We start from the raw sequence: 21,509 nt of genomic DNA, 5'->3' as shown, positions 1-21,509 counted from the left end.
ACATACGACACGTAGGAGATGCATTTTCCATGACAGACGCACTCAAGCGCCTCTCCGAGGAGGGCGTCGCGATCTGGCTGGACGACCTGTCCCGCAAGCGGATCACGTCCGGCAACCTGGCCGAGCTGATCGACCAGAGCTACGTCGTGGGCGTCACCACCAACCCGACGATCTTCCAGAAGGCGATCTCGTCGGGTGACGGCTACGAGCAGCAGCTGACCGATCTGGCCGCCCGCAAGGTGACCGTCGACGAGGCCGTCCGCATGATCACCACGGCGGACGTCCGGGACGCGGCCGACATCCTGCGCCCGGTCTACGACCGTACGAACGGCCAGGACGGCCGGGTCTCCATCGAGGTCGACCCGCGCCTGGCCCACAACACCGCCGCGACCATCGCCGAGGCCAAGCAGCTGGCCTGGCTGGTGGACCGGCCCAACACCCTGATCAAGATCCCGGCCACCAAGGCGGGTCTGCCGGCCATCACCGAGGTGATCGGCAACGGCATCAGCGTCAACGTCACGCTGATCTTCTCGCTGGAGCGCTACCGCGAGGTGATGGACGCCTACCTGGCGGGCCTGGAGAAGGCGAAGGAGAAGGGCCTGGACCTCTCCCTCATCCACTCCGTGGCGTCCTTCTTCGTGTCCCGTGTGGACACCGAGATCGACAAGCGCATCGACGCGCTGGGCACCGACGAGGCCAAGGCCGCGCGCGGCAAGGCCGCCGTCGCCAACGCGCGGCTCGCCTACCAGGCGTACGAGGAGGTCTTCTCCTCCGACCGCTGGAGCAAGCTGGAGAACGCCGGCGCCAACAAGCAGCGTCCGCTGTGGGCGTCGACCGGTGTGAAGGACCCGGCGTACAAGGACACGCTGTACGTCGACGACCTGGTGGCGCCGAACACGGTGAACACCATGCCGGAGGCCACGCTGCTGGCCACCGAGGACCACGGCCAGATCACCGGTGACACCGTCGCCGGCACGTACGAGCAGGCCCGTGCCGACCTCGACGCGGTCGAGAAGCTCGGGATCGCGTACGACGACGTGGTTCAGCTCCTGGAGGACGAGGGCGTCGAGAAGTTCGAGGCGTCCTGGAACGACCTGCTGACCTCGACCGAGGCCGAGCTGAAGCGTCTCGCTCCCTCGGAGGGCTGAATTGTCCCCCATTTCCGGTTCCGGAGCGAACCCGCTTCGTGACCCCGCCGACCGACGGCTCCCGCGTATCGCGGGGCCGTCGGGTCTGGTGATCTTCGGCGTCACAGGCGATTTGTCACGCAAAAAGCTGATGCCCGCCGTGTACGACCTCGCCAACCGGGGTCTGCTGCCGCCGGGCTTCTCCCTGGTGGGCTTCGCCCGCCGCGAGTGGCAGCACGAGGACTTCGCGCAGGAGGTCCACGACGCGGTCAAGGAGCACGCCCGCACGCCCTTCCGCGAGGAGGTCTGGCAGCAGCTCATCCAGGGCATGCGCTTCGTGCAGGGCACCTTCGACGACGACGACGCCTTCGAGCGGCTGCGCGGCACCATCGAGGAGCTGGACAAGGCGCAGGGCACGGGCGGCAACTTCGCCTTCTACCTGTCGGTGCCGCCGCGCTCCTTCCCGGTGGTCATCCAGCAGCTGAAGAAGCACGGCCTGGCCGACCAGACCGGCGGCTCCTGGCGCCGCGCGGTCATCGAGAAGCCCTTCGGACACGACCTGAAGTCGGCCGAGGAGCTCAACAAGGTCGTGCACGAGGTCTTCGGCTCGGACCAGGTCTTCCGCATCGACCACTACCTGGGCAAGGAGACCGTCCAGAACATCCTGGCGCTCCGCTTCGCCAACACGATGTTCGAGCCGATCTGGAACCGGTCGTACGTCGACCATGTGCAGATCACCATGGCCGAGGACATCGGCATCGGCGGCCGCGCCGGCTACTACGACGGCATCGGCGCCGCCCGTGACGTCATCCAGAACCACCTGCTCCAGCTGCTCGCGCTGACCGCGATGGAGGAGCCGGCCTCCTTCGACGCGGACGCGCTCGCCGCCGAGAAGACCAAGGTGCTCGGCGCGGTCCGGCTGCCCAAGGACCTGGGCCGGGACACCGTGCGCGGGCAGTACGCGGCCGGCTGGCAGGGCGGCGCGAAGGCCGTCGGCTATCTGCAGGAGGAGGGCATCGACCCCGACTCCAAGACCGACACCTACGCGGCCATCAAGGTGGGCATCGACAACCGCCGCTGGGCGGGTGTGCCGTTCTATCTGCGCACCGGCAAGCGGCTCGGCCGCCGGGTGACGGAGATCGCGGTCGTCTTCCAGCGCGCGCCCCACTCCCCCTTCGACACGACGGCGACGGAGGAGCTGGGCCAGAACGCGATCGTCATCCGCGTCCAGCCCGACGAGGGCGTCACCGTCCGCTTCGGCTCCAAGGTGCCCGGCACCTCGATGGAGATCCGGGACGTGTCGATGGACTTCGCGTACGGCGAGTCCTTCACCGAGTCGAGCCCGGAGGCCTACGAGCGGCTCATCCTCGATGTGCTGCTCGGCGACTCCAACCTCTTCCCGCGCACCGAGGAGGTCGAGCTGTCCTGGAAGATCCTCGACCCGATCGAGGAGTACTGGGACACGCACGGCAAGCCGGCGCAGTACCCGGCCGGCACCTGGGGGCCCGTCGAGGCGGACGAGATGCTTCAGCGAGACGGACGGAGCTGGCGCCGGCCATGAAGATAGACCTCACGGACACCACGGCCAGCAAGATCAACAAGGCATTGGTGCAGGGCCGGCGCGCGATCGGCACCCCGGCGGTCGGCATGGTCCTCACCCTCGTCATCGTCACCGACGAGGAGAACGCCTACGACGCCCTGCGCGCCGCCAACGACGCCTCGCGCGAGCACCCCTCGCGCACCCTGGTCGTCATCAAGCGCGTCTCGCGCGGCCCGCGCGACCGCACCCAGTCCCGGCTCGACGCCGAGGTCCGGGTCGGCGCCGACGCGGGCACCGGCGAGACGGTCGTGCTGCGGCTGTACGGCGAGGCGGTCGACCACGCCCAGTCGGTGGTGCTGCCGCTGCTGCTGCCCGACGCCCCGGTGGTCGTCTGGTGGCCGGTCAACGCGCCGCTGAACCCGGCCGAGGACCCGCTGGGCGCGCTCGCCCAGCGCCGGGTCACCGACAGCTACGCCGCCGAGCACCCGGTGCAGGAGCTCGCCGCCCGCGCCTCGGCCTACACCCCCGGCGACACGGACCTGTCGTGGACCCGCATCACGCCCTGGCGTTCGATGCTGGCCGCGGCCCTGGACCAGGTCGTCTGCCGGGTGCAGGCCGTGGAGGTCGAGGGCGAGGAGTTCAACCCGAGCTGCGAGCTGCTCGCCATGTGGCTCGCGGACCGGCTCGGCGTGCCCGTCAAGCGCTCGGTGTCCGTCGGCCCCGGTCTGACCGGGGTCCGCATGGACACCGACCGCGGCCCGATCGTCCTGGACCGCGCCGACGGCACCCTCGCGACCCTGTCCATCCAGGGGCAGCCCGACCGTGCGGTGGCGCTCAAGCGCCGCGAGACGGCCGAGCTGATCGCGGAGGAGCTGCGGCGGCTGGACCCGGACGACACCTACGCGTCCGCGCTGCGGTTCGGGGTGGAGCGGCTTTCGACGGGGGTTCCGGCCCAGGCCGGGGCCGCAGCCGAGGTCACCGCCGAGACGGCCGACCCGGTCGCCACGGAGGACCCGGTCGCCTCGGAGGAACCGGCTGCCTCGGACGAACCCGTCGCGGTCCCCGCTCCGGAGGAGTCCGCGGCGAAGGCCCCCGCGAAGAAGGCCGCCAAGAAGGCCCCGGCGAAGACGACGAGGAAGGCGGCCGCGAAGTGACCACTCCTCAGCTCGTCGTCCACCACGACAAGGACCTGATGGCACAGGCCGCCGCGGCCCGGCTGATCACGAAGATCGTGGACGCGCAGGCCTCGCGCGGCTCCGCGTCCGTCGTGCTCACCGGCGGCCGCAACGGCAACGGCCTCCTCGCGGCCCTCGCCGCGGCCCCGGCCCGCGACGCCGTCGACTGGGCCCGCCTGGACCTGTGGTGGGGGGACGAGCGCTTCCTGCCCGAGGGCGACCCCGAGCGCAATGTCACCCAGGCCCGTGAGGCACTGCTGGACTCGGTGCCGCTGGACCCGAAGCGCGTGCACGCCATGCCCGCGTCGGACGGTCCGTACGGCGCCGACGTGGACGCCGCGGCAGCCGGCTACGCCGAGGAGCTGGCCCGCGCGGCCGGCCCCGAGAACCACGGCGCGGTGCCCACCTTCGACGTCCTGATGCTGGGCGTCGGCCCGGACACGCACGTGGCCTCGCTGTTCCCGGAGCTGCCCGCGGTGCGCGAGACCGAGCGCACGGTGGTCGGCGTCCACGGCGCCCCCAAGCCGCCGCCCACCCGCGTCTCCCTCACCCTCCCGGCGATCCGGGCGGCCCGTGAGGTGTGGCTGCTGGCGGCCGGCGAGGACAAGGCACAGGCCGCGGCCATCGCCCTGTCCGGCGCCGGGGAGATCCAGGCCCCGGCCGCGGGCGCCCGCGGCCGCCAGCGCACCCTGTGGCTCCTGGACTCGGCAGCGGCCTCCCAGCTGCCACGCTCGCTGTACCCGCCGGCGTCGCCGTAACGAGCGCCGGCCGCACGGCACTTCGACGCCGGGTTCCGTCCTTCGGGGCGGGGCCCGGCGTCGTCGCGTACGGGCCCGGGTGCGGTCACTCGAAGATCTGGTCACCCCAGGTCCACGGCCGTTCGTGGATGTCGTTCAGCAGCTGGGAGAACATCTGGGCGTCGTAGAGCAGGCCCTTGTAGTCACCGGGGATCCGGACCTCGTTGATGTCGGCGCTGGGCGTCCCCGGACCTCCGGGCTCCTCCTTGCCGCCGGCCTGCTCGTACGCCTTCTCGGAGGCGGTCACGAAGGAGCGGTACTTCATCGTCTTCACGGCGTCGTCGAAGGCCGGCCCGCGCAACCCGTCGACCTCCCCGGCGAGTTCCAGCAGATAGGCGTCCGTGTAGCCGTCGACGATCTCCTCGGGCTGGTTGTCGTAGAGCACCTCGTGGTACTCCGCGAACTTGCCCTGCTCCAGGGCGGCGCGCAGGGCGTTGACCGCCTTCTTCGAGCCGCTGCCGCCGAGCTTGTCGTCGAGGAAGGAGGCCAGCGTGTATTCGGCGGCGGCCTGGCCCGTCACGGTGGCGTCCCGCAGCCCGGGCCCGCCGCCGGTGGTCTCGAACTCCTCGCAGTACGGGCAGCGCGGGTCCTCGTACAGGTGCACCGTCACCACCGCGTCCGGGTCTCCCACGACGATGGTCGTGCCGTCCTCCGCCAGCCTCTCCGGCACGTCCTCCGGGCTGTCGTACGGCGCCGAACCGGTCGCCGAAACGCCCTCGGGACCCTTGGGCGGACCGACGTCCGCCGGCTTCTCCCGCTGCCCGCACCCGCTCAGCACCAGCCCCAGAACCGCCGCCGCCACGGCGACGGACCCCCCACGCACCTGTCCCACACTTTCCTCCCCTGGATCAGCGGAACCCTAGGGCATGTACACGGAAAACACACAGCGGGTTCTCAGGGTGCGATGTTGTGGTTCAGCCGGAACAGGTTCCCCGGGTCGTGGCGCCGCTTGATCTGCGTCAGGCGGTCGTAGTTCGCCCGGTAGTTGGACCGTACGAGGTTCTGGTCGTCGCCGTCGAAGAAGTTGACGTAGCCGCCCTCGGCGGAGTGCGGCAGCAGCGCGTCGTAGAAGCCGCGCACCCAGTCCCTCTGCGCCTCGCAGTCCTCGCGGGTGGTGAGGGTGCCGGACAGGGCGGTCGCGTAGTCGACGTCCCGGTAGGCGAAGGCGGTGTCCTGCGGTCCGACCCGCTGCACCGCGCCGTCGAGCGGGAAGACGACGGTGGCGCTCTCCAGGGAGGGCGTCGAGGCGCCGTAGTCGATGTACGCGTCGATGGCCCCGTCGGGCAGGCCGCGGCTGAAGGTGCCCTTCCAGTAGTGGAACAGGCCCGCGGGCAGCAGCTCGTCGAAGAGGGTGTTGATCACCGGGTAGGGCATCCGCTCGACCATCTGGCCGAGCACGGGGCCGAGTCCGGACAGGCGTGTGCGGATCTCGTCGTCCTGCTCCTCGGGCCCGCTCCAGCAGGCGATCACCCCGCAGATCGGCCGCCCGTGCCAGCGCTCGGGCAGGAACGGCAGCGGTGGACCGAGCGCGACGGCGAACAGCGCGCCGAGCCGCCCGTCGGAGTCGGCGATCATCTCCCGGTAGCGGCGGATCACCTCCCCGTCGAGCGGGTAGAACGTCGGCCCGCCGAGGATGTCGGCGATGGGGTGCAGCCGGTAAACGAACGACGTGACGACCCCGAAGTTCCCTCCCCCGCCGCGCACCGCCCACATCAGGTCGGCGTTCTGCTCCTCCGTGCAGGTCAGGAACGACCCGTCGGCTGTCACCAGGTCGACCGAGAGCAGGTTGTCGCAGGCCAGACCGCAGCGCCGGGCGAGGTAGCCCATGCCGCCGCCCGTGGTGAGGCCGCCGACGCCGGTCGACGAGACGACCCCGCCCGTGGTGGCGAGCCCGAACGCGTGCGTGGCGTGGTTGACGTCGGCCCAGGTGCAGCCGCCCTCCACCCGTGCCGTGCGGGTCTCGGGGTCGACCCGTGTCCCGCGCATCCGCCCGAGGTCGAGGACGACCCCGTCGTCGCAGGTCCCGTACCCGGCGACGCCGTGGCTGCCGCCACGCACCGCCAGCGGCAGCCCCCGTTCCCGGGCGAAGTCCACGGTCGCCATGACATCGCCCGCGTCGACGGCCCTGACGACGATCGCCGGCCGCTTGTCGATCATGGCGTTGTAGACCTTGCGGGCCTCGTCGTAGTCCGGGTCGCCGGGCTCGACGATGTCCCCGCGCAGGGAGTCGCGCAGCCGCTGCCGGTCCGGGGCGCCTGTGAGGGTGGTCATGACCGCCACCTGCTTTCCGCCAGGTCGGAGAATTGTCCGTGCTCCTTCGGTGTACGCCCGGTCCGCGGCTCCTCTCATCGCCGGAACCACCCATCCCGTCCCGTCGGGCATGGGCAGAACTGCCCATTCAGGCCAGGCCGTGCTGGTACACGTACGCCGTCGCCGCCGACCGCGAGGACACGTCGAGCTTGGCGAAGATGTTGTTCAGGTGCCGGGCGACGGTGTGCTCGCTGATCACCAGCTCGGCGGCGATCGCCCGGTTCGTGCGGCCCGCGGCGACCAGGCGCAGCACCTGCAGCTCCCGCTCGGTGAGCACCTGGGGACCGTGGCCGCCCAGGCCGCCGAGCAGCGCGGCCGCCCGGCGCGCGTCCGGTGCGGCGCCGAGCCGTTCGAAGAGGCCGCGCGCGGCCCGCAGCTCCATACGGGCGCCCTCGTCGTCCCCGGCGCTCCGGCAGGCCGCGGCGAGCGTCATCCGCGTCTGCGCCTCCTCGTAGGGGACCCACAGGGCCAGCCACAGCGCGAGCGCCCGCCGCAGGAGGGGCAGGGCCCGCTCCACGTCGTGGGCCGCGTAGGCCACCGCGCCGCCCGCCGACGCGGCGACGGCGTGCAGCATGGTCGCCTGCGAACCGCACCGCTGCTGCCACTCCCGGGCCAGGCGGCCCAGCTCGTCGGCCGCCGTGCGGGCCTCGTCCAGCCGGTCCAGGGCGAGGGCGACCTCGACCTGGGCGCCGAGCAGCCGGCAGCGCCCGAGCCGGTCCTGACCGGAGGGCTGCTCCGCGAGGGCGAGCCGCAGCCCGGCGGCCGACGCCTCGGCCCGGCCCTGGGCCAGCCGCAGCAGGGCGAGTCCGGGCTGCGGGTCCCGGCCGAGCTCGTGCGCCCGCTCGTACGCCTCCTCGGCCGCGGCCGACTCGCCGTACCGCCGCCGGATGTCCCCGACCAGGCGGTAGGCGCCACCGGCCATCCAGCGCTCGTACGGCAGCAGTTCCTCGCAGGTCCTGCGGGCCTCCTCGAGCGCCTGCGGCCACAGCCCGCGCAGCTCCAGCACCTCCACGCGGTGCACCCGGCACAGCCCCCGGAAGTTGTTCTCCGCGGGCATCGCCGCGCACCACCGCATGGCCGCCTCGGTCCACTCGGCCGCGCGCTCCAGATCGACGCAGGCCATGCAGCGCTGGAGGCCCAGGCAGTAGATCCAACCGGTGAAGAAGGGGCTGAGTTCGCCCGCCATGGCCGCGCACATCGCGTCGTCGAGCAGGTCGAGCCCCTCGGCGACGCGTCCCTCGGCCAGCAGGACGCACGCCTGCGCCTGGACGCCCATCGCGTACAGGTCGGGGCTGCCGCAGCGCCGGGCGAGGGCCGCCATGCCCCGGGCGATGGTCATGGCCTCGTCGAACGCGCCGCGGGCCGCGGCCGCCTCTGACTCCATCCACGCGAGGTAGCACTGCTCGACGCACTCCGGCTCCTCGCTCAGATGCCGCCGCGCCCGTCGCAGCCAGCCGGCCGCCACCGCCGTACGCCCCGCGAGCTGATGCTCGTAGAAGAGCATCCAGGCGCAGTACCCGGCCCGCCGGTCGTCCCCGGCCGCGGTGTAGCCGGCGTACGCCTTCATGCGCGCGACGATCGACTCGTCGATGCGGCTGGTCCACCAGGCCGCGTCCGCGTAGGCCGCGAAGTCGTCCGGGGTGAGCGGGGCGGGCGCGTCGCTCAGCAGACGGTAGGCCTCGCCCCACGCCTGTCGCGATACGGCGTCCCGTGCGCGGCTCAGTGCCTGCGCGGCGGCCGCGTCGGAGCCCGCCATCTGGTCAGTCACCCGCGGCTCCCTTCTCACACCCGCGAGCCGCCCCTTCTTCAGGATAGGCAGCACGGGGCCGAGCGAGCCGCCTCAGGAACCGTGGGGCCCGGGCGCGTAGGGATTCCCGTGCGGGTGTCCGTAGGGGGTGCCCTGCGGGGGGACGTACGGGTTCCCGTGCGGGTGTCCGTACGGGTTTCCCTGGGGCGGTACGTACGGGTTCCCGTGCGGGTGTCCGTACGGGTTCCCCTGCTGCGGTACGTACGGCGGGGCCGTCGGCGGCATCGGCGGGGGCGGGACCGGGAGGGGCGGGTGGGTCGCCGGGTGGGCGCCCAGGCGGATGCCGTAGCGGTCCTTGAGCCGGCGCATCTCCAGCCAGGCGATGCCCGTGACGGTCACCGGCGCGCCGAGGATGAACACCACGCCCATGGCGAGGCCGAGGCCGTGCAGGTCGCCGCTGATGAGGTCGAACAGGGCCATCAGCCAGGACGTGACCGAGGCGAGGAGCGGCGGCAGACAGCGGTGCACGACGGCCGTGCCGAAGAAGTTGCCGGTGATCCGGATGGCCCCCGCGATCGCGAACACGGTTCCCCACAGCGCCGCGAGCATGAACGGCAGCCGGACGAACGGGGAGAGCGAGTTCGTCGAGTAGAACAGCGCGACCGTGCCGATCACCGAACCGACGAACAGCAGAAGCAGTTTGAGGGCGTTCGTCAACGGCACCTTGAGCTGTCCCACCGTGCCGCCGCCCGAGCGCCGCCACACCCAGAGCATGACGCCGACCGTCATCGGGGCGAGGAACAGCAGCACCAGGGACGCGGTCACGGCGTTGCCGAGCACTTCGGTGAAGGCGAAACCGCCCTGGACGTAGGTGTAGACACCGAGGGCGGCGACGGCTCCCGCGATGACCCTCAGGCGCTTGAGCAGCTCCACCGAGGGATCGACCGAGTCGGGGATCCAGGCCGGATGGAACATCACCCAGGCCACTTTGTAAGGCTTGAGGAAGGACTTGGCGGTGAGCGCGCCGCCGGTCCAGGTCCGCTGAGGCGTTGTCAACTTGCACTCCCCCGAGTGATCGTGTTCATGATCGCCGGAGGAGTCTAACCGGGTGTCCGAACCGGTCGGTGACTGAGGGGAGTTGCCGCGGGCGCTAGATCTCGCCCCGGAGCTTGGCGAGCGCCTCGGCCAGGATCGCCTCACCGTCGGCGTCGCTGCGCCGCTCCCGTACGTACGCCAGATGCGTCTTGTACGGCTCGGTGCGCGGCGGAGCCGGGGGGTTGTCCCGGTCCTGCCCCGCCGGGAACCCGCAGCGCGGGCAGTCCCAGGTGTCGGGCACCTGTGCGTCGCTGGCGAAGCTGGGCTGCGTCTCGTGCCCGTTGGAGCACCAGAAGGAGATGCGCAGACGCGGCGCGGACTCGCCGCGCTCGGCCTCGCCCATCGGCCCCGCCCCGACCCGGCTTCCTCGGATCGCGTTGCCACTTGCCACGGTGTAACTCCCTGCGTGATGGTGCCGCGAAGCGAGTCGGCGTGTCGCTTCGTTGCGAGCGCCTCAGTCTACGTAAGGCCCAACGCGCGTCCAGTGATTGGAGTTACAGCTCCCACATCTAGACGCAAGCCCCATGATAGGCCGCGCTCTCGAGCGCGTACCGAACATGGGGCCTTACGTACCGGATTGTGCTGGCGTGCGAGCCGTAGGTCAGTTGACCTTCATCAGGATGCCGAGTACGACAATGCACGCGAACCACAGCAGACCGATGACCACGGTGATGCGGTCGAGGTTGCGCTCGGCGACCGAGGAGCCGCCGACGGAGGACTGCATGCCGCCGCCGAACATGTCGGACAGGCCGCCGCCCTTGCCCTTGTGCATCAGCACCAGCAGCATCAGCAGCAGGCTGAAGACGATCAGGGCGATGGAGAACCCCAGAACCACAGCTGGACCAACTTCCTCGGATACGGATGGACGACGCGGGGCCCAGCGTCAGTGCTGGACCCCGCAAGAGTACGACGGATCGTCGCTACGGCATACTCGCCGGTCGCGTCACTGGTCGCGGAAGCGGACGATCTTGACGAACTCGTCCGCGTCCAGGGACGCGCCGCCGACCAGGGCGCCGTCGATGTCGGCCTGCGCCATGATCTCGGCGACGTTGCCGGCCTTGACCGAGCCGCCGTACTGGATGCGGACCTTGTCGGCCAGCTCCTGGCTGTACAGCTCGGCGATCTTGCCGCGGATGGCGGCGCAGACCTCCTGCGCGTCCTCGGCGCCGCAGACCTTGCCGGTGCCGATGGCCCACACGGGCTCGTAGGCGATCACGACGGACTCGGCCTGCTCGGCCGGGAGGTCCTTCAGACCGCCCTCGACCTGGGCGAGGGTGTGGGAGACGTGGTTGCCCGCCTCGCGGACGTCCAGCTCCTCACCGACGCACAGGATCGGGGTCAGGCCGTGCTTGTAGGCGGCCTTCACCTTGGCGTTGACGATCTCGTCGGTCTCGGCGTGGTACTGGCGGCGCTCGGAGTGGCCGACCGCCACGTACGTGCACTTCAGCTTGGCCAGCATCGGGCCGGAGATCTCGCCGGTGAAGGCGCCGGAGTCCTGCGCCGAGATGTCCTGGGCGCCGTACTTGATCCTGAGCTTGTCGCCGTCGACCAGCGTCTGCACGGAGCGCAGGTCGGTGAAGGGCGGCAGGACCGCGACCTCGACGGCCTCGTAGTCCTTGTCCGCGAGGGCGAAGGCGAGTTTCTGGACGTGGGCGATGGCCTCGAGGTGGTTGAGGTTCATCTTCCAGTTGCCCGCCATCAGCGGCGTGCGCGTGCTCATAAAGGGTCAGTCCTCCAGTGGGGCGAGGCCGGGGAGCGTCTTGCCCTCGAGGTATTCGAGGGAGGCGCCGCCGCCGGTCGAGATGTGGCCGAACGCCTTCTCGTCGAAGCCCAGGGTACGGACGGCGGCGGCGGAGTCGCCGCCTCCGACCACGGTGAAGCCCGGGGAGTCGATGAGGGCCTGGGCGACCGCCTTGGTGCCCTCGGCGTAGTCGGGGTGCTCGAAGACGCCCATGGGGCCGTTCCAGAAGACGGTGGCCGCGTCGGCGAGCTTCGAGGCGTACAGCTTGCGGGTCTCGGGACCGATGTCCAGACCCTCCTGGTCGGCCGGGATGGCGTCCGCGGCGACGGTGGTGGGGTTGGTCGGGGCCTTGGCCTTGAGGTCCGGGAACTCCGGGGAGACCAGGACGTCCACCGGCAGCACGAGCTCGACGCCGTTCTTCTCGGCGCGCTCCATGTACTCCTGGACGACCGGGACCTGGTCCTCCTGCAGGAGGGAGATGCCGACCTCGTGACCCTGGGCCTTGAGGAAGGTATAGGCCATGCCGCCGCCGATGAGGAGGCGGTCGGCCTTGCCGAGGAGCTGGTCGATGACGGCCAGCTTGTCGGAGACCTTGGCGCCGCCGAGGACGACGACGTAGGGCCGCTGGACGTCCTCGGTGAGCTTCTTCAGGACGCCGACCTCGGTGGCGATGAGGTAACCCGCGTAGTGCGGGAGCTTCTTCGGCAGGTCGTACACCGAGGCGTGCTTACGGTGGACCGCGCCGAAGCCGTCACCGACGTAGACGTCGGCGAGGGCGGCGAGCTGGTCGGCGAAGGCGGCGCGCTCTGCGTCGTCCTTGCTGGTCTCACCGGCGTTGAAGCGGAGGTTCTCGATGACGGCGACCTGGCCGTCGGCGAGGCCCGCGACCGTGGACCGCGCCGACTCGCCGACCGTGTCGGCGGCGAAGGCGACGTCCGCGCCGAGGAGTTCACCCAGGCGGGCGGCGGCGGGGCCGAGCGAGAAGGCCGGGTCCGGGGCACCCTTGGGGCGGCCCAGGTGCGAGGCGACGACGACCCGCGCACCCGCGTCGGCGAGGGCCTTGACGGTGGGCAGCACCGCGCGGATGCGGCCGTCGTCGGTGATGGTGGTGCCGTCCAGCGGCACGTTGAGGTCGGCGCGGACGAAGACCCGCTTGCCCGTGACTCCTTCGGCGAGGAGTTCGTCGATCGTCTTCATTTTCGGGGGACTCCTAGTGGAGGCTCGTGGCTCGTTCTGCTCGTGACCGGATGACCAGTGGATGACCTGGCCCGATCCTAGAGAGGAGGGCCGGTCGTGACGTGAGTCAGGGCCCGGGCCGCGCGTCCCTGCGCCTGGCCCGGGCCCTGCTCTCGCTTCAAGTCGCCTGCTTCAGCCGATCAGAGCTGACGGCCCACGAACTCCGTGAGGTCGACGAGACGGTTGGAGTAGCCCCACTCGTTGTCGTACCAGCCGAGGATCTTCACCGAGTTGCCCTCCTGGACCATGGTCAGGGAGGCGTCGAAGGTGCAGGAGGCGGGGTCGCTGACGATGTCCGAGGACACGATCGGGTCCTCGGTGTACGACAGGTAGCCGGCCAGGTCGCCGTCCTCGGACGCCTTCTTGAACGCGGCGTTGACCTCGTCCTTGGTGACCTCGCGCTGCAGCTGCACGACCAGGTCGGTGGCCGAGCCGGTCGGGACCGGGACGCGCATGGCGATGCCGTCCAGCTTGCCCTTGAGCTGCGGCAGGACCAGGGCGGTCGCCTTGGCGGCACCGGTGGTGGTCGGGATGATGTTCTCGGCGGCGGCACGCGCGCGACGCAGGTCCGAGTGCGGGAAGTCCAGGATGCGCTGGTCGTTCGTGTACGCGTGCACCGTCGTCATCAGGCCCTTGACGATGCCGAAGTTCTCGTCGAGGACCTTCGCCATCGGCGCCACACAGTTGGTGGTGCAGGAGGCGTTGGAGATGACGTGGTGGTTCGCCGGGTCGTACTTGTCCTGGTTCACGCCCATCACGATGGTGATGTCCTCGTCCTTGGCCGGAGCCGAGATGAGGACCTTCTTGGCGCCGCCGGCGAGGTGCTTCGCGGCGTCGGCCTTCTTCGTGAAGATGCCGGTCGACTCGATGACGATGTCGACGCCCAGCTCGCCCCAGGGGATGTCGGCCGGGTTGCGCTCGGACAGCACCTTGATGGTGTGGCCGTCCACGGTGATGGTGTTCTCGGTGTGCGTGACCTCCTGCTTCAGGCGGCCCAGGATGGTGTCGTACTTCAGCAGGTGAGCCGTGGTCGCGGTGTCACCCAGGTCGTTGACAGCCACGACCTCGATGTCAGCACCCTGCTCCAGGAGCGCGCGGAAGTAGTTACGCCCGATGCGGCCGAAGCCGTTGATGCCTACGCGGATCGTCACGAACCGATCTCCTCGTTGGTACGCCGGCGATGCGGTGCCGGCGAGCTCTATTTGGGATGTCCCCGACCGCCTACGACCCTACCTCCCTGAAGCGCCGGAGGTGACATCGAGACGGCCCATACACGGCACTGCCATCCTTACCCACCAGTAGGGGTACGGACCGCCCTGAGCGGAAACTCCTCGTAGCTCGAAATGACTATGGAAAGTCAAGGCCCGTATCACTCCTTGGAGGGCGTGAAGGACGTGCGCGAGTGAAGGACGGCGAGTGTCAGGCTCATGTCACCGTGAGGGTGCGTCAAGAGCGCCTCACGGACACACGAACGCCGGTGCCGAGGCCCAACGGGGCTTCGGCACCGGCGTGTTCGGGCCGGGGTCAGCCGGCGAGGTTGTCCGCCAGCTCCTCGGAGAGGTTGGCCTCCGTGCTCGGGATGCCCAGATCGGCGGCGCGCTTGTCGGCCATGGCGAGCAGCCGGCGGATCCGGCCGGCCACCGCGTCCTTGGTCAGCGGCGGGTCGGCGAGCGCGCCCAGCTCCTCCAGGGAGGCCTGCTTGTGCTCCATGCGCAGCCGGCCGGCCGCGGCGAGGTGCTCGGGGACCTCGTCGCCGAGGATCTCCAGCGCGCGCTGCACCCGGGCACCGGCGGCGACCGCCGCGCGGGCCGAGCGGCGCAGGTTGGCGTCGTCGAAGTTGGCGAGACGGTTCGCCGTCGCCCGCACCTCGCGGCGCATCCGGCGCTCCTCCCAGGCCAGCACCGACTCGTGCGCGCCGAGCCGGGTGAGCAGCGCGCCGATCGCGTCGCCGTCGCGGACCACGACCCGGTCCACGCCGCGCACCTCGCGGGCCTTCGCGGCGATCGACAGCCGGCGGGCGGCGCCGACCAGCGCGAGCGCGGCCTCGGGGCCGGGGCAGGTCACCTCCAGGGAGGAGGAGCGGCCGGGCTCGGTGAGCGAGCCGTGCGCCAGGAAGGCACCGCGCCAGGCGGCCTCGGCGTCGCAGGTGGCGCCGGAGACGACCTGCGGGGGCAGACCGCGGATCGGGCGGCCCCGCCCGTCGACCAGGCCGGTCTGGCGGGCCAGCTGGTCACCGCCGGCGACGACTCTGACCACGTAGCGCGAGCCGCGGCGCAGACCGCCGGGCGCCATCACGATCAGCTCGGAGCTGTGGCCGAAGATCTCCAGGATGTCCCGCTTGAGCCGGCGGGCCGCCATCGCGGTGTCCAGCTCCGCCTCGATCACGATGCGCCCGCTGACCAGATGGAGGCCGCCGGCGAACCGCAGAATGGCGGAGACCTCCGCCTTCCTGCAGCAGGTCCGGGTGACGGGGAGCCGGGAGATCTCGTCCTTCACCGCTGCCGTCATCGCCATGGGCCGATCCTTCCATGCATCCGAAAAATACGGTCGTACGCGGCGGCCAGGAGCTCCGCGTCGTGCCGCGGGGTCCCGTCGGGCCGGGCCACCGGCGCCAGCTCGACCGCGGCCCCGAACCGCTTGGCGGCATCGGTCAGCGAGTCGCGGTCGGGCACGGCGGCCACGTCGGCCAGCACCACGTCCAGGGCGAGTTTAGGGGCGTGTCGTCCCAAAACCTCCAAATGACGCTGCGGGGAGAAGCCGTCGGTTTCCCCGGGCTGCGGGGCGAGGTTCAAGGAGAGCACCCGGCGCGCCTTCGTCTCGGTCAGGGCGTCGAGGAGCTCGGGCACGAGCAGGTGCGGTATGACCGAGGAGAACCAGGACCCGGGGCCGAGGACCACCCAGTCGGCGTCCAGGACGGCCGCGACGGCCTCCGGGACGGCCGGCGGGTCGTGCGGCACCAGGTGCACCGACTGGACCTCACCCGGAGTGAGGGCGACGGTGGCCTGGCCGCGGACGGTGTCCACGTCGTCCGGGCGGTCCGGGTCGTGCCCCTTGACCAGCGCCTGGAGCTCCAGCGGCACGGCCGACATGGGCAGCACGCGCCCGTGCGCGCCGAGCAGCTTGCCGACCAGGTCGAGGGCCTGGACATGGTCGCCGAGCTGCTCCCACAGGGCGACGATCAGCAGGTTGCCGACCGCGTGGTCGTGCAGGTCGCCCTTGGAGTGGAAGCGGTGCTGGATGACACGGGCCCAGGTCTGGCCCCAGTCGTCGTCGCCGCACAGCGCGGCCAGCGCCTTGCGCAGGTCGCCGGGCGGGAGCACGCCCAGCTCGTCCCGCAGCCGCCCGCTGGAGCCGCCGTCGTCGGCCACGGTGACGACGGCGGTGAGGTCGCCGGTGATCCGGCGCAGCGCGGCGAGCGAGGCGGACAGGCCCCGGCCGCCGCCGAGCGCCACGACCTTGGGCTGGGCGCCCCGGCGGCGCGCTCGGCCGCCGCGGGCCTCGACGGGCCGGCCGGCCCGTCCTTCGGGCATGGCCCGGCGCAGCCGGCTCAGCCGCGGAGTACGTCCGGTCATTCCCGTCCCATGTCCCGGTGCACGACCACCGTCTCCACGCCCTCCGCCGCGAGGCGCGCGGCGAGCTTCTCCGACATGGCCACCGAGCGGTGCTTGCCGCCCGTACAGCCGATGGCGATGGTCACGTACCGCTTGCCCTCGCGGCGGTAGCCGGCCGCGATCAGCCGCAGCAGCTCGGCGTAGCGGTCGAGGAAGTCCTTGGCGCCGGGCTGGTTGAAGACGTACGCCGCGACCTCCTCGTTCAGGCCGGTGAACGGGCGCAGCTCCGGGACCCAGTGCGGGTTGGGCAGGAAGCGCATGTCGGCGACGAGGTCGGCGTCGACCGGCAGGCCGTACTTGAAGCCGAACGACATCACCGTGGCCCGCAGCTCGGGCTCCTCCTCGCCGGCGAACTGGGCGTCCATCTTGGCGCGCAGCTCGTGGACGTTGAGGCTGGAGGTGTCGATCACCAGGTCGGCGTCGCCGCGCAGCTCGCGCAGCAGCTCGCGCTCGGCGGCGATGCCGTCGACGATGCGGCCGTCGCCCTGGAGCGGGTGCGGGCGGCGCACCGACTCGAAGCGGCGCACCAGGGCCTCGTCGGAGGACTCCAGGAAGACGATGCGCCGGGTGACGTGCTTGGCCTCCAGGTCGGCGAGGGACTCGCGCAGATTGTCGAAGAAGCGCCGGCCGCGCACGTCGACGACGACCGCGATCCGCGCCACGTTGCCCTGGGAGCGGGCGCCCAGCTCCACCATGGTGGGGATCAGGGCGGGCGGCAGGTTGTCGACGACGAACCAGCCGAGGTCCTCCAGGCATTTCGCGGCCGTGGAGCGGCCCGCTCCGGACATGCCGGAGATGATCACCAGCTCGGGGATGGCGGCGTCGGGGATCCCGGGGCCCGCGATGTCCTGGCTCACCTGTGCTCCGTTGTCGGGGAGTGCCTGCCGGTCCTCGGCGGCCTCCTGGTGCTCGCGGCCCTGCGTGGACCGCGGTTCCTGCTCTTGATCGGCTGTCGGCTGCGTCTCGTGGTCGGTCATGTCTCCTGCCCCCGTCGCTCGTCCGGGGCGCCCAGGGCTACGGGCTCCCCCGGGGTGTCCGCCGTCGTCTCGGGCACCCCGTCCTCCATGTCTTCCATGATCTCTCCAGTGGCCGTGTTCACGGCGGGCGCGGCCGGGGCCGCCTGGGCGAGGGCCACCGCGATCGTCTCGGCTGTTTTACGGCCGATGCCGGGTACCTCACAGATCTGGTCGATTGTCGCGGATCGCAGCTTCTTCACCGAACCGAAGTGCTTGATCAACGCCTGTTTGCGGGTCTCGCCGAGTCCCGGTACGTCGTCCAGAGGGCCCGCGCGGAACCGCTTGGCGCGCTTGGTGCGCTGGTAGGTGATCGCGAAGCGGTGGGCCTCGTCGCGGACCCGCTGCAGCAGGTACAGGCCCTCGCTCGTGCGGGGCAGCACGACGGGGTCGTCGTCGCCGGGCAGCCAGACCTCCTCCAGCCGCTTGGCCAGGCCGCACACCGCGATGTCGTCGATGCCGAGTTCGTCCAGCGCGCGCTGGGCGGCGGCGACCTGGGGCTGTCCGCCGTCGACGACGACGAGCTGGGGCGGGTAGGCGAACTTCTTGGGGCGGCCGTCGTCCTCGGTGAGGGTGTTGAGAGCGGCGCCCGCCTCGCCCGGGGCGGCGGCCTGTCCGGGGCCGGTCTCCTCGCCGGAGCCGTCTTCCTGGCCGACGGCGAGGGCGTCGTCGCTCTCGGCCCACTCGCCCGTGCGCTCCTTCTCGGCGAGGTAGCGGCGGAAGCGGCGGGTGATCACCTCGTGCATGGAGCGGACGTCGTCCTGCCCGGCGAAGCCCTTGATCTGGAAGCGGCGGTACTCGCTCTTGCGCTGGAGTCCGTCCTCGAAGACGACCATGGAGGCCACGACGTCGTCGCCCTGGAGGTGGGAGATGTCGTAGCACTCGATGCGCAGCGGGGCGCTGTCCAGCTCCAGGGCGTCGGCGATCTCCTCCAGGGCGCGCGAGCGGGTCGTGAGGTCGGAGGCGCGCTTGGTCTTGTGCAGGGCGAGCGCCTGGAGGGCGTTGCGCTGCACGGTCTCCATCAGGGCCTTCTTGTCGCCGCGCTGCGGGATGCGCAGCGAGACGCCCGACCCGCGCCGCTCGGTGAGCCACTGCTGGACCGGCTCCACCGGGTCGGGCAGGGCCGGGACGAGGACCTCCTTGGGGACGCTGTCGCCGGTCTCCTCGCCGTAGAGCTGCTGGAGCGCGTGCTCGACCAGGGCGCCGGTGGTGATCTCCTCGACCTTGTCGGTGACCCAGCCGCGCTGGCCGCGCACGCGTCCGCCGCGGACGTGGAAGATCTGCACGGCCGCCTCCAGCTCGTCCTCGGCGACCGCGATCAGATCGGCGTCGGTCGCGTCGGCGAGCACCACCGCGTTCTTCTCCATGGCCTTGCGCAGCGCCTCTATGTCGTCGCGCAGCCGGGCGGCCCGCTCGTACTCCATGTCCTCGGCGGCCTCCATCATCTGCTTCTCAAGACGGCGGAGGTAGGTGCCGGTGCGGCCGGTCATGAAGTCGCAGAACTCGTCGGCCAGTTCCCAGTGGTCGTCGGGGGAGATCCGGCCGACGCAGGGGGCGGAGCACTTGCCGATGTAGCCGAGCAGACAGGGGCGGCCGGTGCGGGCGGCGTTCTTGAAGACACCGGCCGAGCAGGTGCGCACCGGGAAGACGCGCAGCAGCAGGTCGACGGTGTCCCGGATCGCCCACGCGTGCGCGTACGGCCCGAAGTAGCGGACGCCCTTCTTCTTGTGGCCGCGCATCACCTGGACGCGCGGAAACTCCTCGTTCATCGTCACCGCGAGGTACGGGTAGCTCTTGTCGTCGCGGTACTTGACGTTGAACCGGGGGTCGTACTCCTTGATCCAGGAGTACTCCAGCTGCAGGGCCTCGACCTCCGTGGACACCACGGTCCACTCCACGGACGCGGCCGTGGTGACCATGGTCCGGGTGCGCGGGTGCAGGTTCGCCAGGTCCTGGAAGTAGTTCGCCAGGCGCTGGCGCAGGCTCTTCGCCTTTCCGACGTAGATCACCCGGCGGTGCTCGTCACGGAACCTGTACACCCCCGGGGAGTCCGGGATCTCACCCGGCCTGGGGCGGTAGCTGGAGGGGTCGGCCATGTCTCACACCCTACTGGCGAGCAGTGACAGTCCGGCGGGCCTGTGGACGGCGGGCGGTGGACGTGCGCCGAAGATCCACACTCGGACGGCAGGACTCGGACACCGGCCGCCCGGACGCGTCCCCGCCCGGCGCCGCGAGGGCCACCCCTCGGTCACCGCGGGTTCCCTCCCCCGACACCTGCGAAAGTCGGCCCGCCCGGGCCGACCCGCCAACAAAGCCACGCAACACGGCTGAGCTCCACGCCTACTTGAGCCCGCACGCCACCGCGTGGCGAGGAGTACCCCGTGGTTGAGCCCACAGTGTTGTCGGGACTTGGTCAACACGCTTCAATGCGGGGGAACTCGGGGCCGTGACGCACGGCGCACAGACGTGACCCACCTCCCGCCGCCGACGGGGTGGCCCCGGCAGCACCCGCGTGAACGGTCTGACCAGCCGTTGTGAACCACACAGAAAGGCCCCTGCATGCCGCACGCCACACAGCACGCGGACGGCACCACCGCGGAACTGGACACGGCTTTGCGCGGCGGCCCCTTCCATGTCGCCCTGCGCGCCGCCATCGCCGCCCGCGGCCTGCCGCTGCAACGCGTGCAGCACCATCTGTCGCGCCACGGGGTGAAGGTGGGCGTCACCAGCCTCAGCTACTGGCAGCAGGGCGCCCGCCGCCCGCAGCGCCCCGAGTCCCTGCGTGCCGTGCGCGCCCTGGAGGAGATACTCCAGCTGCCGGACGAGTCGCTGATCCGCCTGCTCGCCAAGGCCGACGACGGCCCCGCGGGACAGCACACCGCGGCCCGCTCCTACCGCTCGCTGGTGGAGGCCTCGGGCGTCCTGGAGCGCCTCCTGCTCGACCTGGACTCCCCGCGCGACGGCGGGCTGCACATGCTCGGCCATCACGAGCAGGTCCGCATCGGGGAGCACCGCGAGCTGCTCGGCCGCGAGTCCCACCACATCGTGCGCGCCCACCGGGACGGGGTCGACCGTTTCGTCGCCGTCCACCACGGTGACCCCGGGTGCGTGCCCGAGCGCATGTCCGTGCGGGCGCTGGAGAACTGCCGCATCGGCCGCGTCCGCCGGCACCACGAGACCGGCATCCTCGTCGCCGAGCTGCTCTTCGACGCCCGCCTGCGCGCGGGAGATACGTTCCTCTTCCGCTACGCCGTCGAGGACGGCACGGCCGGCGCCTCCTACGAGTGCGTGCGCGGCTTCGGCCCGCCGGGCGGCCAGTACGTGCTCCAGGTGCGGTTCGACGAGCGCACCCTGCCGCTGCACTGTCACCGGTTCACGCAGCACTCGGCGGCGGCCCCCCGCAGCGGACGCCAGGCCCTGCCGCTCACGGCCCACCACCACACCGTCCACCTCGTCGAGCCCCGCGTGCGCTCCGGGATCGTCGGGATCGGCTGGGACTGGGAGCCGTAGGACGAGAACCGGTCAGGCCCGGGGGCCCGCCACCACCCTGCCGTTCTCCACCCGCACCGGCAGCTCGGTCAGCGGTGCCGTCGCCGGGCGTTGCAGCACCTCGCCGGTCGTCGCGTCGAACTTGCTGCCGTGGCAGGGGCAGATCAGGGTCGTGCCCTCCAGCGCGTTGATGGGGCAGCCCCCGTGCGTGCAGATCGTGCTGTACGCCTTCAGCGAGCCGTCCCCGGTCCGGCTGACCACCACGTTGTGCTCCTGGTCCAGGTGCGCGCCGCCCTGGGCGACCTCGCCCTCGGCCCCGAGGTCCACGGGAGCCGTCGGCGTGGCACGCGACGACCCCGCTCCCCCACCGGGCGAACACGCGGCGAGCCCCAGTCCCACGGCCGGGGTGAGCGCCGCTCCGCGCAGGACGGTACGACGGCTGGCGGAGGGGCGGGCGGACATGCGGGTCTCCATGGGTCTTGGGGCGGGGGCAGCTGGGGGCGGGGGCTGGGGGGCGGTGGGCTGGGGGGGCGTCCGCCGACGATACCGGGGTGGTCGGGCGGCGGTCGTGGCTGGGTTCGTCACAGGACGTAAACGCTTGCGCAAGCGTTTACGCGGGGCCACCGTA

Annotated in this window: 19 protein-coding genes; 5 read left to right on the top strand and 14 right to left on the bottom strand. The window is 71.4% G+C overall.

Annotated elements, in window-relative coordinates:
* Positions 1-29 precede the first annotated feature (29 nt).
* Genes tal through pgl form a run of 4 tightly spaced genes read left to right on the top strand, consistent with a single transcriptional unit; the run spans position 30 to position 4,600 of the window.
* A complete protein-coding gene (gene tal / locus RKD23_RS28780; RefSeq protein ID WP_404034041.1) occupies positions 30-1,148 on the top strand; it encodes a transaldolase in 1,119 nt (372 codons plus the stop codon).
* A gap of 10 nt (positions 1,149-1,158) precedes the next feature.
* Positions 1,159-2,688, top strand: coding sequence for a glucose-6-phosphate dehydrogenase (gene zwf / locus RKD23_RS28775; protein WP_424858357.1), 1,530 nt, complete (start codon positions 1,159-1,161; stop codon positions 2,686-2,688).
* Positions 2,685-3,821, top strand: coding sequence for a glucose-6-phosphate dehydrogenase assembly protein OpcA (gene opcA / locus RKD23_RS28770; protein WP_424856330.1), 1,137 nt, complete (start codon positions 2,685-2,687; stop codon positions 3,819-3,821). The genes zwf and opcA overlap by 4 nt, the downstream gene beginning before the upstream one ends.
* Positions 3,818-4,600, top strand: coding sequence for a 6-phosphogluconolactonase (gene pgl, locus RKD23_RS28765; RefSeq protein WP_424856329.1), 783 nt, complete (start codon positions 3,818-3,820; stop codon positions 4,598-4,600). The genes opcA and pgl overlap by 4 nt, the downstream gene beginning before the upstream one ends.
* Positions 4,601-4,685: 85 nt before the next feature.
* Here pgl and RKD23_RS28760 read toward each other — a convergent pair whose 3' ends face one another.
* The 13 genes from RKD23_RS28760 to uvrC form a co-directional block, all read right to left on the bottom strand.
* Positions 4,686-5,471, bottom strand: coding sequence for a thioredoxin domain-containing protein (locus RKD23_RS28760; RefSeq protein WP_424856328.1), 786 nt, complete (start codon positions 5,469-5,471; stop codon positions 4,686-4,688).
* Between the two features lie 62 nt (positions 5,472-5,533).
* Entirely contained in the window at positions 5,534-6,910 is a 1,377-nt protein-coding gene (locus RKD23_RS28755; protein ID WP_424856327.1) for an FAD-binding oxidoreductase, read from the bottom strand.
* Between the two features lie 127 nt (positions 6,911-7,037).
* The gene (locus tag RKD23_RS28750) at positions 7,038-8,705 is read right to left on the bottom strand and encodes a LuxR C-terminal-related transcriptional regulator (RefSeq protein WP_424858356.1); all 1,668 of its coding nucleotides are present in this window, start codon (positions 8,703-8,705) and stop codon (positions 7,038-7,040) included.
* An 84-nt stretch (positions 8,706-8,789) separates the two neighbouring features.
* Positions 8,790-9,752 carry a hypothetical protein gene (locus tag RKD23_RS28745; protein WP_424856326.1) on the bottom strand — a complete coding sequence of 321 codons (963 nt, stop codon included), beginning with the start codon at positions 9,750-9,752 and terminating at the stop codon, positions 8,790-8,792.
* 94 nt (positions 9,753-9,846) lie between these two features.
* Positions 9,847-10,134, bottom strand: a complete 288-nt coding sequence (locus tag RKD23_RS28740) for an RNA polymerase-binding protein RbpA (protein WP_019885342.1) — start codon at positions 10,132-10,134, stop codon at positions 9,847-9,849.
* 258 nt (positions 10,135-10,392) lie between these two features.
* Positions 10,393-10,626, bottom strand: a complete 234-nt coding sequence (gene secG / locus RKD23_RS28735) for a preprotein translocase subunit SecG (protein WP_351639107.1) — start codon at positions 10,624-10,626, stop codon at positions 10,393-10,395.
* Positions 10,627-10,734: 108 nt separating this feature from the next.
* Positions 10,735-11,511, bottom strand: coding sequence for a triose-phosphate isomerase (gene tpiA, locus RKD23_RS28730; RefSeq protein WP_424856325.1), 777 nt, complete (start codon positions 11,509-11,511; stop codon positions 10,735-10,737).
* A 6-nt stretch (positions 11,512-11,517) separates the two neighbouring features.
* Positions 11,518-12,729 carry a phosphoglycerate kinase gene (locus tag RKD23_RS28725; RefSeq protein WP_424856324.1) on the bottom strand — a complete coding sequence of 404 codons (1,212 nt, stop codon included), beginning with the start codon at positions 12,727-12,729 and terminating at the stop codon, positions 11,518-11,520.
* A gap of 179 nt (positions 12,730-12,908) precedes the next feature.
* Positions 12,909-13,919: a type I glyceraldehyde-3-phosphate dehydrogenase gene (gene gap, locus RKD23_RS28720; RefSeq protein WP_404034057.1), complete on the bottom strand. Its 1,011-nt coding sequence runs from the start codon at positions 13,917-13,919 to the stop codon at positions 12,909-12,911.
* Between the two features lie 373 nt (positions 13,920-14,292).
* Positions 14,293-15,282: a DNA-binding protein WhiA gene (whiA, locus tag RKD23_RS28715; RefSeq protein WP_071381536.1), complete on the bottom strand. Its 990-nt coding sequence runs from the start codon at positions 15,280-15,282 to the stop codon at positions 14,293-14,295.
* Entirely contained in the window at positions 15,273-16,340 is a 1,068-nt protein-coding gene (locus tag RKD23_RS28710; protein WP_404034059.1) for a gluconeogenesis factor YvcK family protein, read from the bottom strand. The genes whiA and RKD23_RS28710 overlap by 10 nt, the downstream gene beginning before the upstream one ends.
* Positions 16,337-17,356, bottom strand: coding sequence for an RNase adapter RapZ (gene rapZ / locus RKD23_RS28705; RefSeq protein ID WP_424856323.1), 1,020 nt, complete (start codon positions 17,354-17,356; stop codon positions 16,337-16,339). Before rapZ ends, RKD23_RS28710 begins: the two co-directional genes overlap by 4 nt.
* On the bottom strand, positions 17,353-19,488 hold the full coding sequence (uvrC, locus tag RKD23_RS28700) for an excinuclease ABC subunit UvrC (RefSeq protein WP_424856322.1): 2,136 nt from the start codon (positions 19,486-19,488) through the stop codon (positions 17,353-17,355). The genes rapZ and uvrC overlap by 4 nt, the downstream gene beginning before the upstream one ends.
* A gap of 463 nt (positions 19,489-19,951) precedes the next feature.
* Between uvrC and RKD23_RS28695 the strand changes: the two genes are divergently transcribed.
* Positions 19,952-20,902: a hypothetical protein gene (locus RKD23_RS28695; RefSeq protein WP_424856321.1), complete on the top strand. Its 951-nt coding sequence runs from the start codon at positions 19,952-19,954 to the stop codon at positions 20,900-20,902.
* Between the two features lie 12 nt (positions 20,903-20,914).
* On the opposite strand, the gene RKD23_RS28690 is transcribed toward RKD23_RS28695, so the two are convergent.
* Entirely contained in the window at positions 20,915-21,343 is a 429-nt protein-coding gene (locus RKD23_RS28690; protein WP_424856320.1) for a Rieske 2Fe-2S domain-containing protein, read from the bottom strand.
* Between the last annotated feature and the right edge of the window lie 166 nt (positions 21,344-21,509).

Origin of the sequence: Streptomyces sp. SAI-170, assembly GCF_049739565.1 — a bacterium.
In the GTDB taxonomy this organism is placed as follows: domain Bacteria; phylum Actinomycetota; class Actinomycetes; order Streptomycetales; family Streptomycetaceae; genus Streptomyces.
Note: the sequence above shows the minus strand (reverse complement) of the source record. Positions and strands in the feature narration are given on the sequence as shown.

Coding starts and splice junctions, on each gene's coding strand:
- tal (WP_404034041.1), top strand. CDS start 30: ATGACAGACGCACTCAAGCGCCTCTCCGAGGAGGGCGTCGCGATCTGG.
- RKD23_RS28755 (WP_424856327.1), bottom strand. CDS start 6,910: ATGACCACCCTCACAGGCGCCCCGGACCGGCAGCGGCTGCGCGACTCC.
- RKD23_RS28695 (WP_424856321.1), top strand. CDS start 19,952: ATGCCGCACGCCACACAGCACGCGGACGGCACCACCGCGGAACTGGAC.
- rapZ (WP_424856323.1), bottom strand. CDS start 17,356: ATGACCGACCACGAGACGCAGCCGACAGCCGATCAAGAGCAGGAACCG.
- tpiA (WP_424856325.1), bottom strand. CDS start 11,511: ATGAGCACGCGCACGCCGCTGATGGCGGGCAACTGGAAGATGAACCTC.
- opcA (WP_424856330.1), top strand. CDS start 2,685: ATGAAGATAGACCTCACGGACACCACGGCCAGCAAGATCAACAAGGCA.
- RKD23_RS28690 (WP_424856320.1), bottom strand. CDS start 21,343: ATGTCCGCCCGCCCCTCCGCCAGCCGTCGTACCGTCCTGCGCGGAGCG.
- RKD23_RS28710 (WP_404034059.1), bottom strand. CDS start 16,340: ATGACCGGACGTACTCCGCGGCTGAGCCGGCTGCGCCGGGCCATGCCC.
- RKD23_RS28740 (WP_019885342.1), bottom strand. CDS start 10,134: ATGGGCGAGGCCGAGCGCGGCGAGTCCGCGCCGCGTCTGCGCATCTCC.
- RKD23_RS28750 (WP_424858356.1), bottom strand. CDS start 8,705: ATGGCGGGCTCCGACGCGGCCGCCGCGCAGGCACTGAGCCGCGCACGG.
- RKD23_RS28725 (WP_424856324.1), bottom strand. CDS start 12,729: ATGAAGACGATCGACGAACTCCTCGCCGAAGGAGTCACGGGCAAGCGG.
- uvrC (WP_424856322.1), bottom strand. CDS start 19,488: ATGGCCGACCCCTCCAGCTACCGCCCCAGGCCGGGTGAGATCCCGGAC.
- whiA (WP_071381536.1), bottom strand. CDS start 15,282: ATGGCGATGACGGCAGCGGTGAAGGACGAGATCTCCCGGCTCCCCGTC.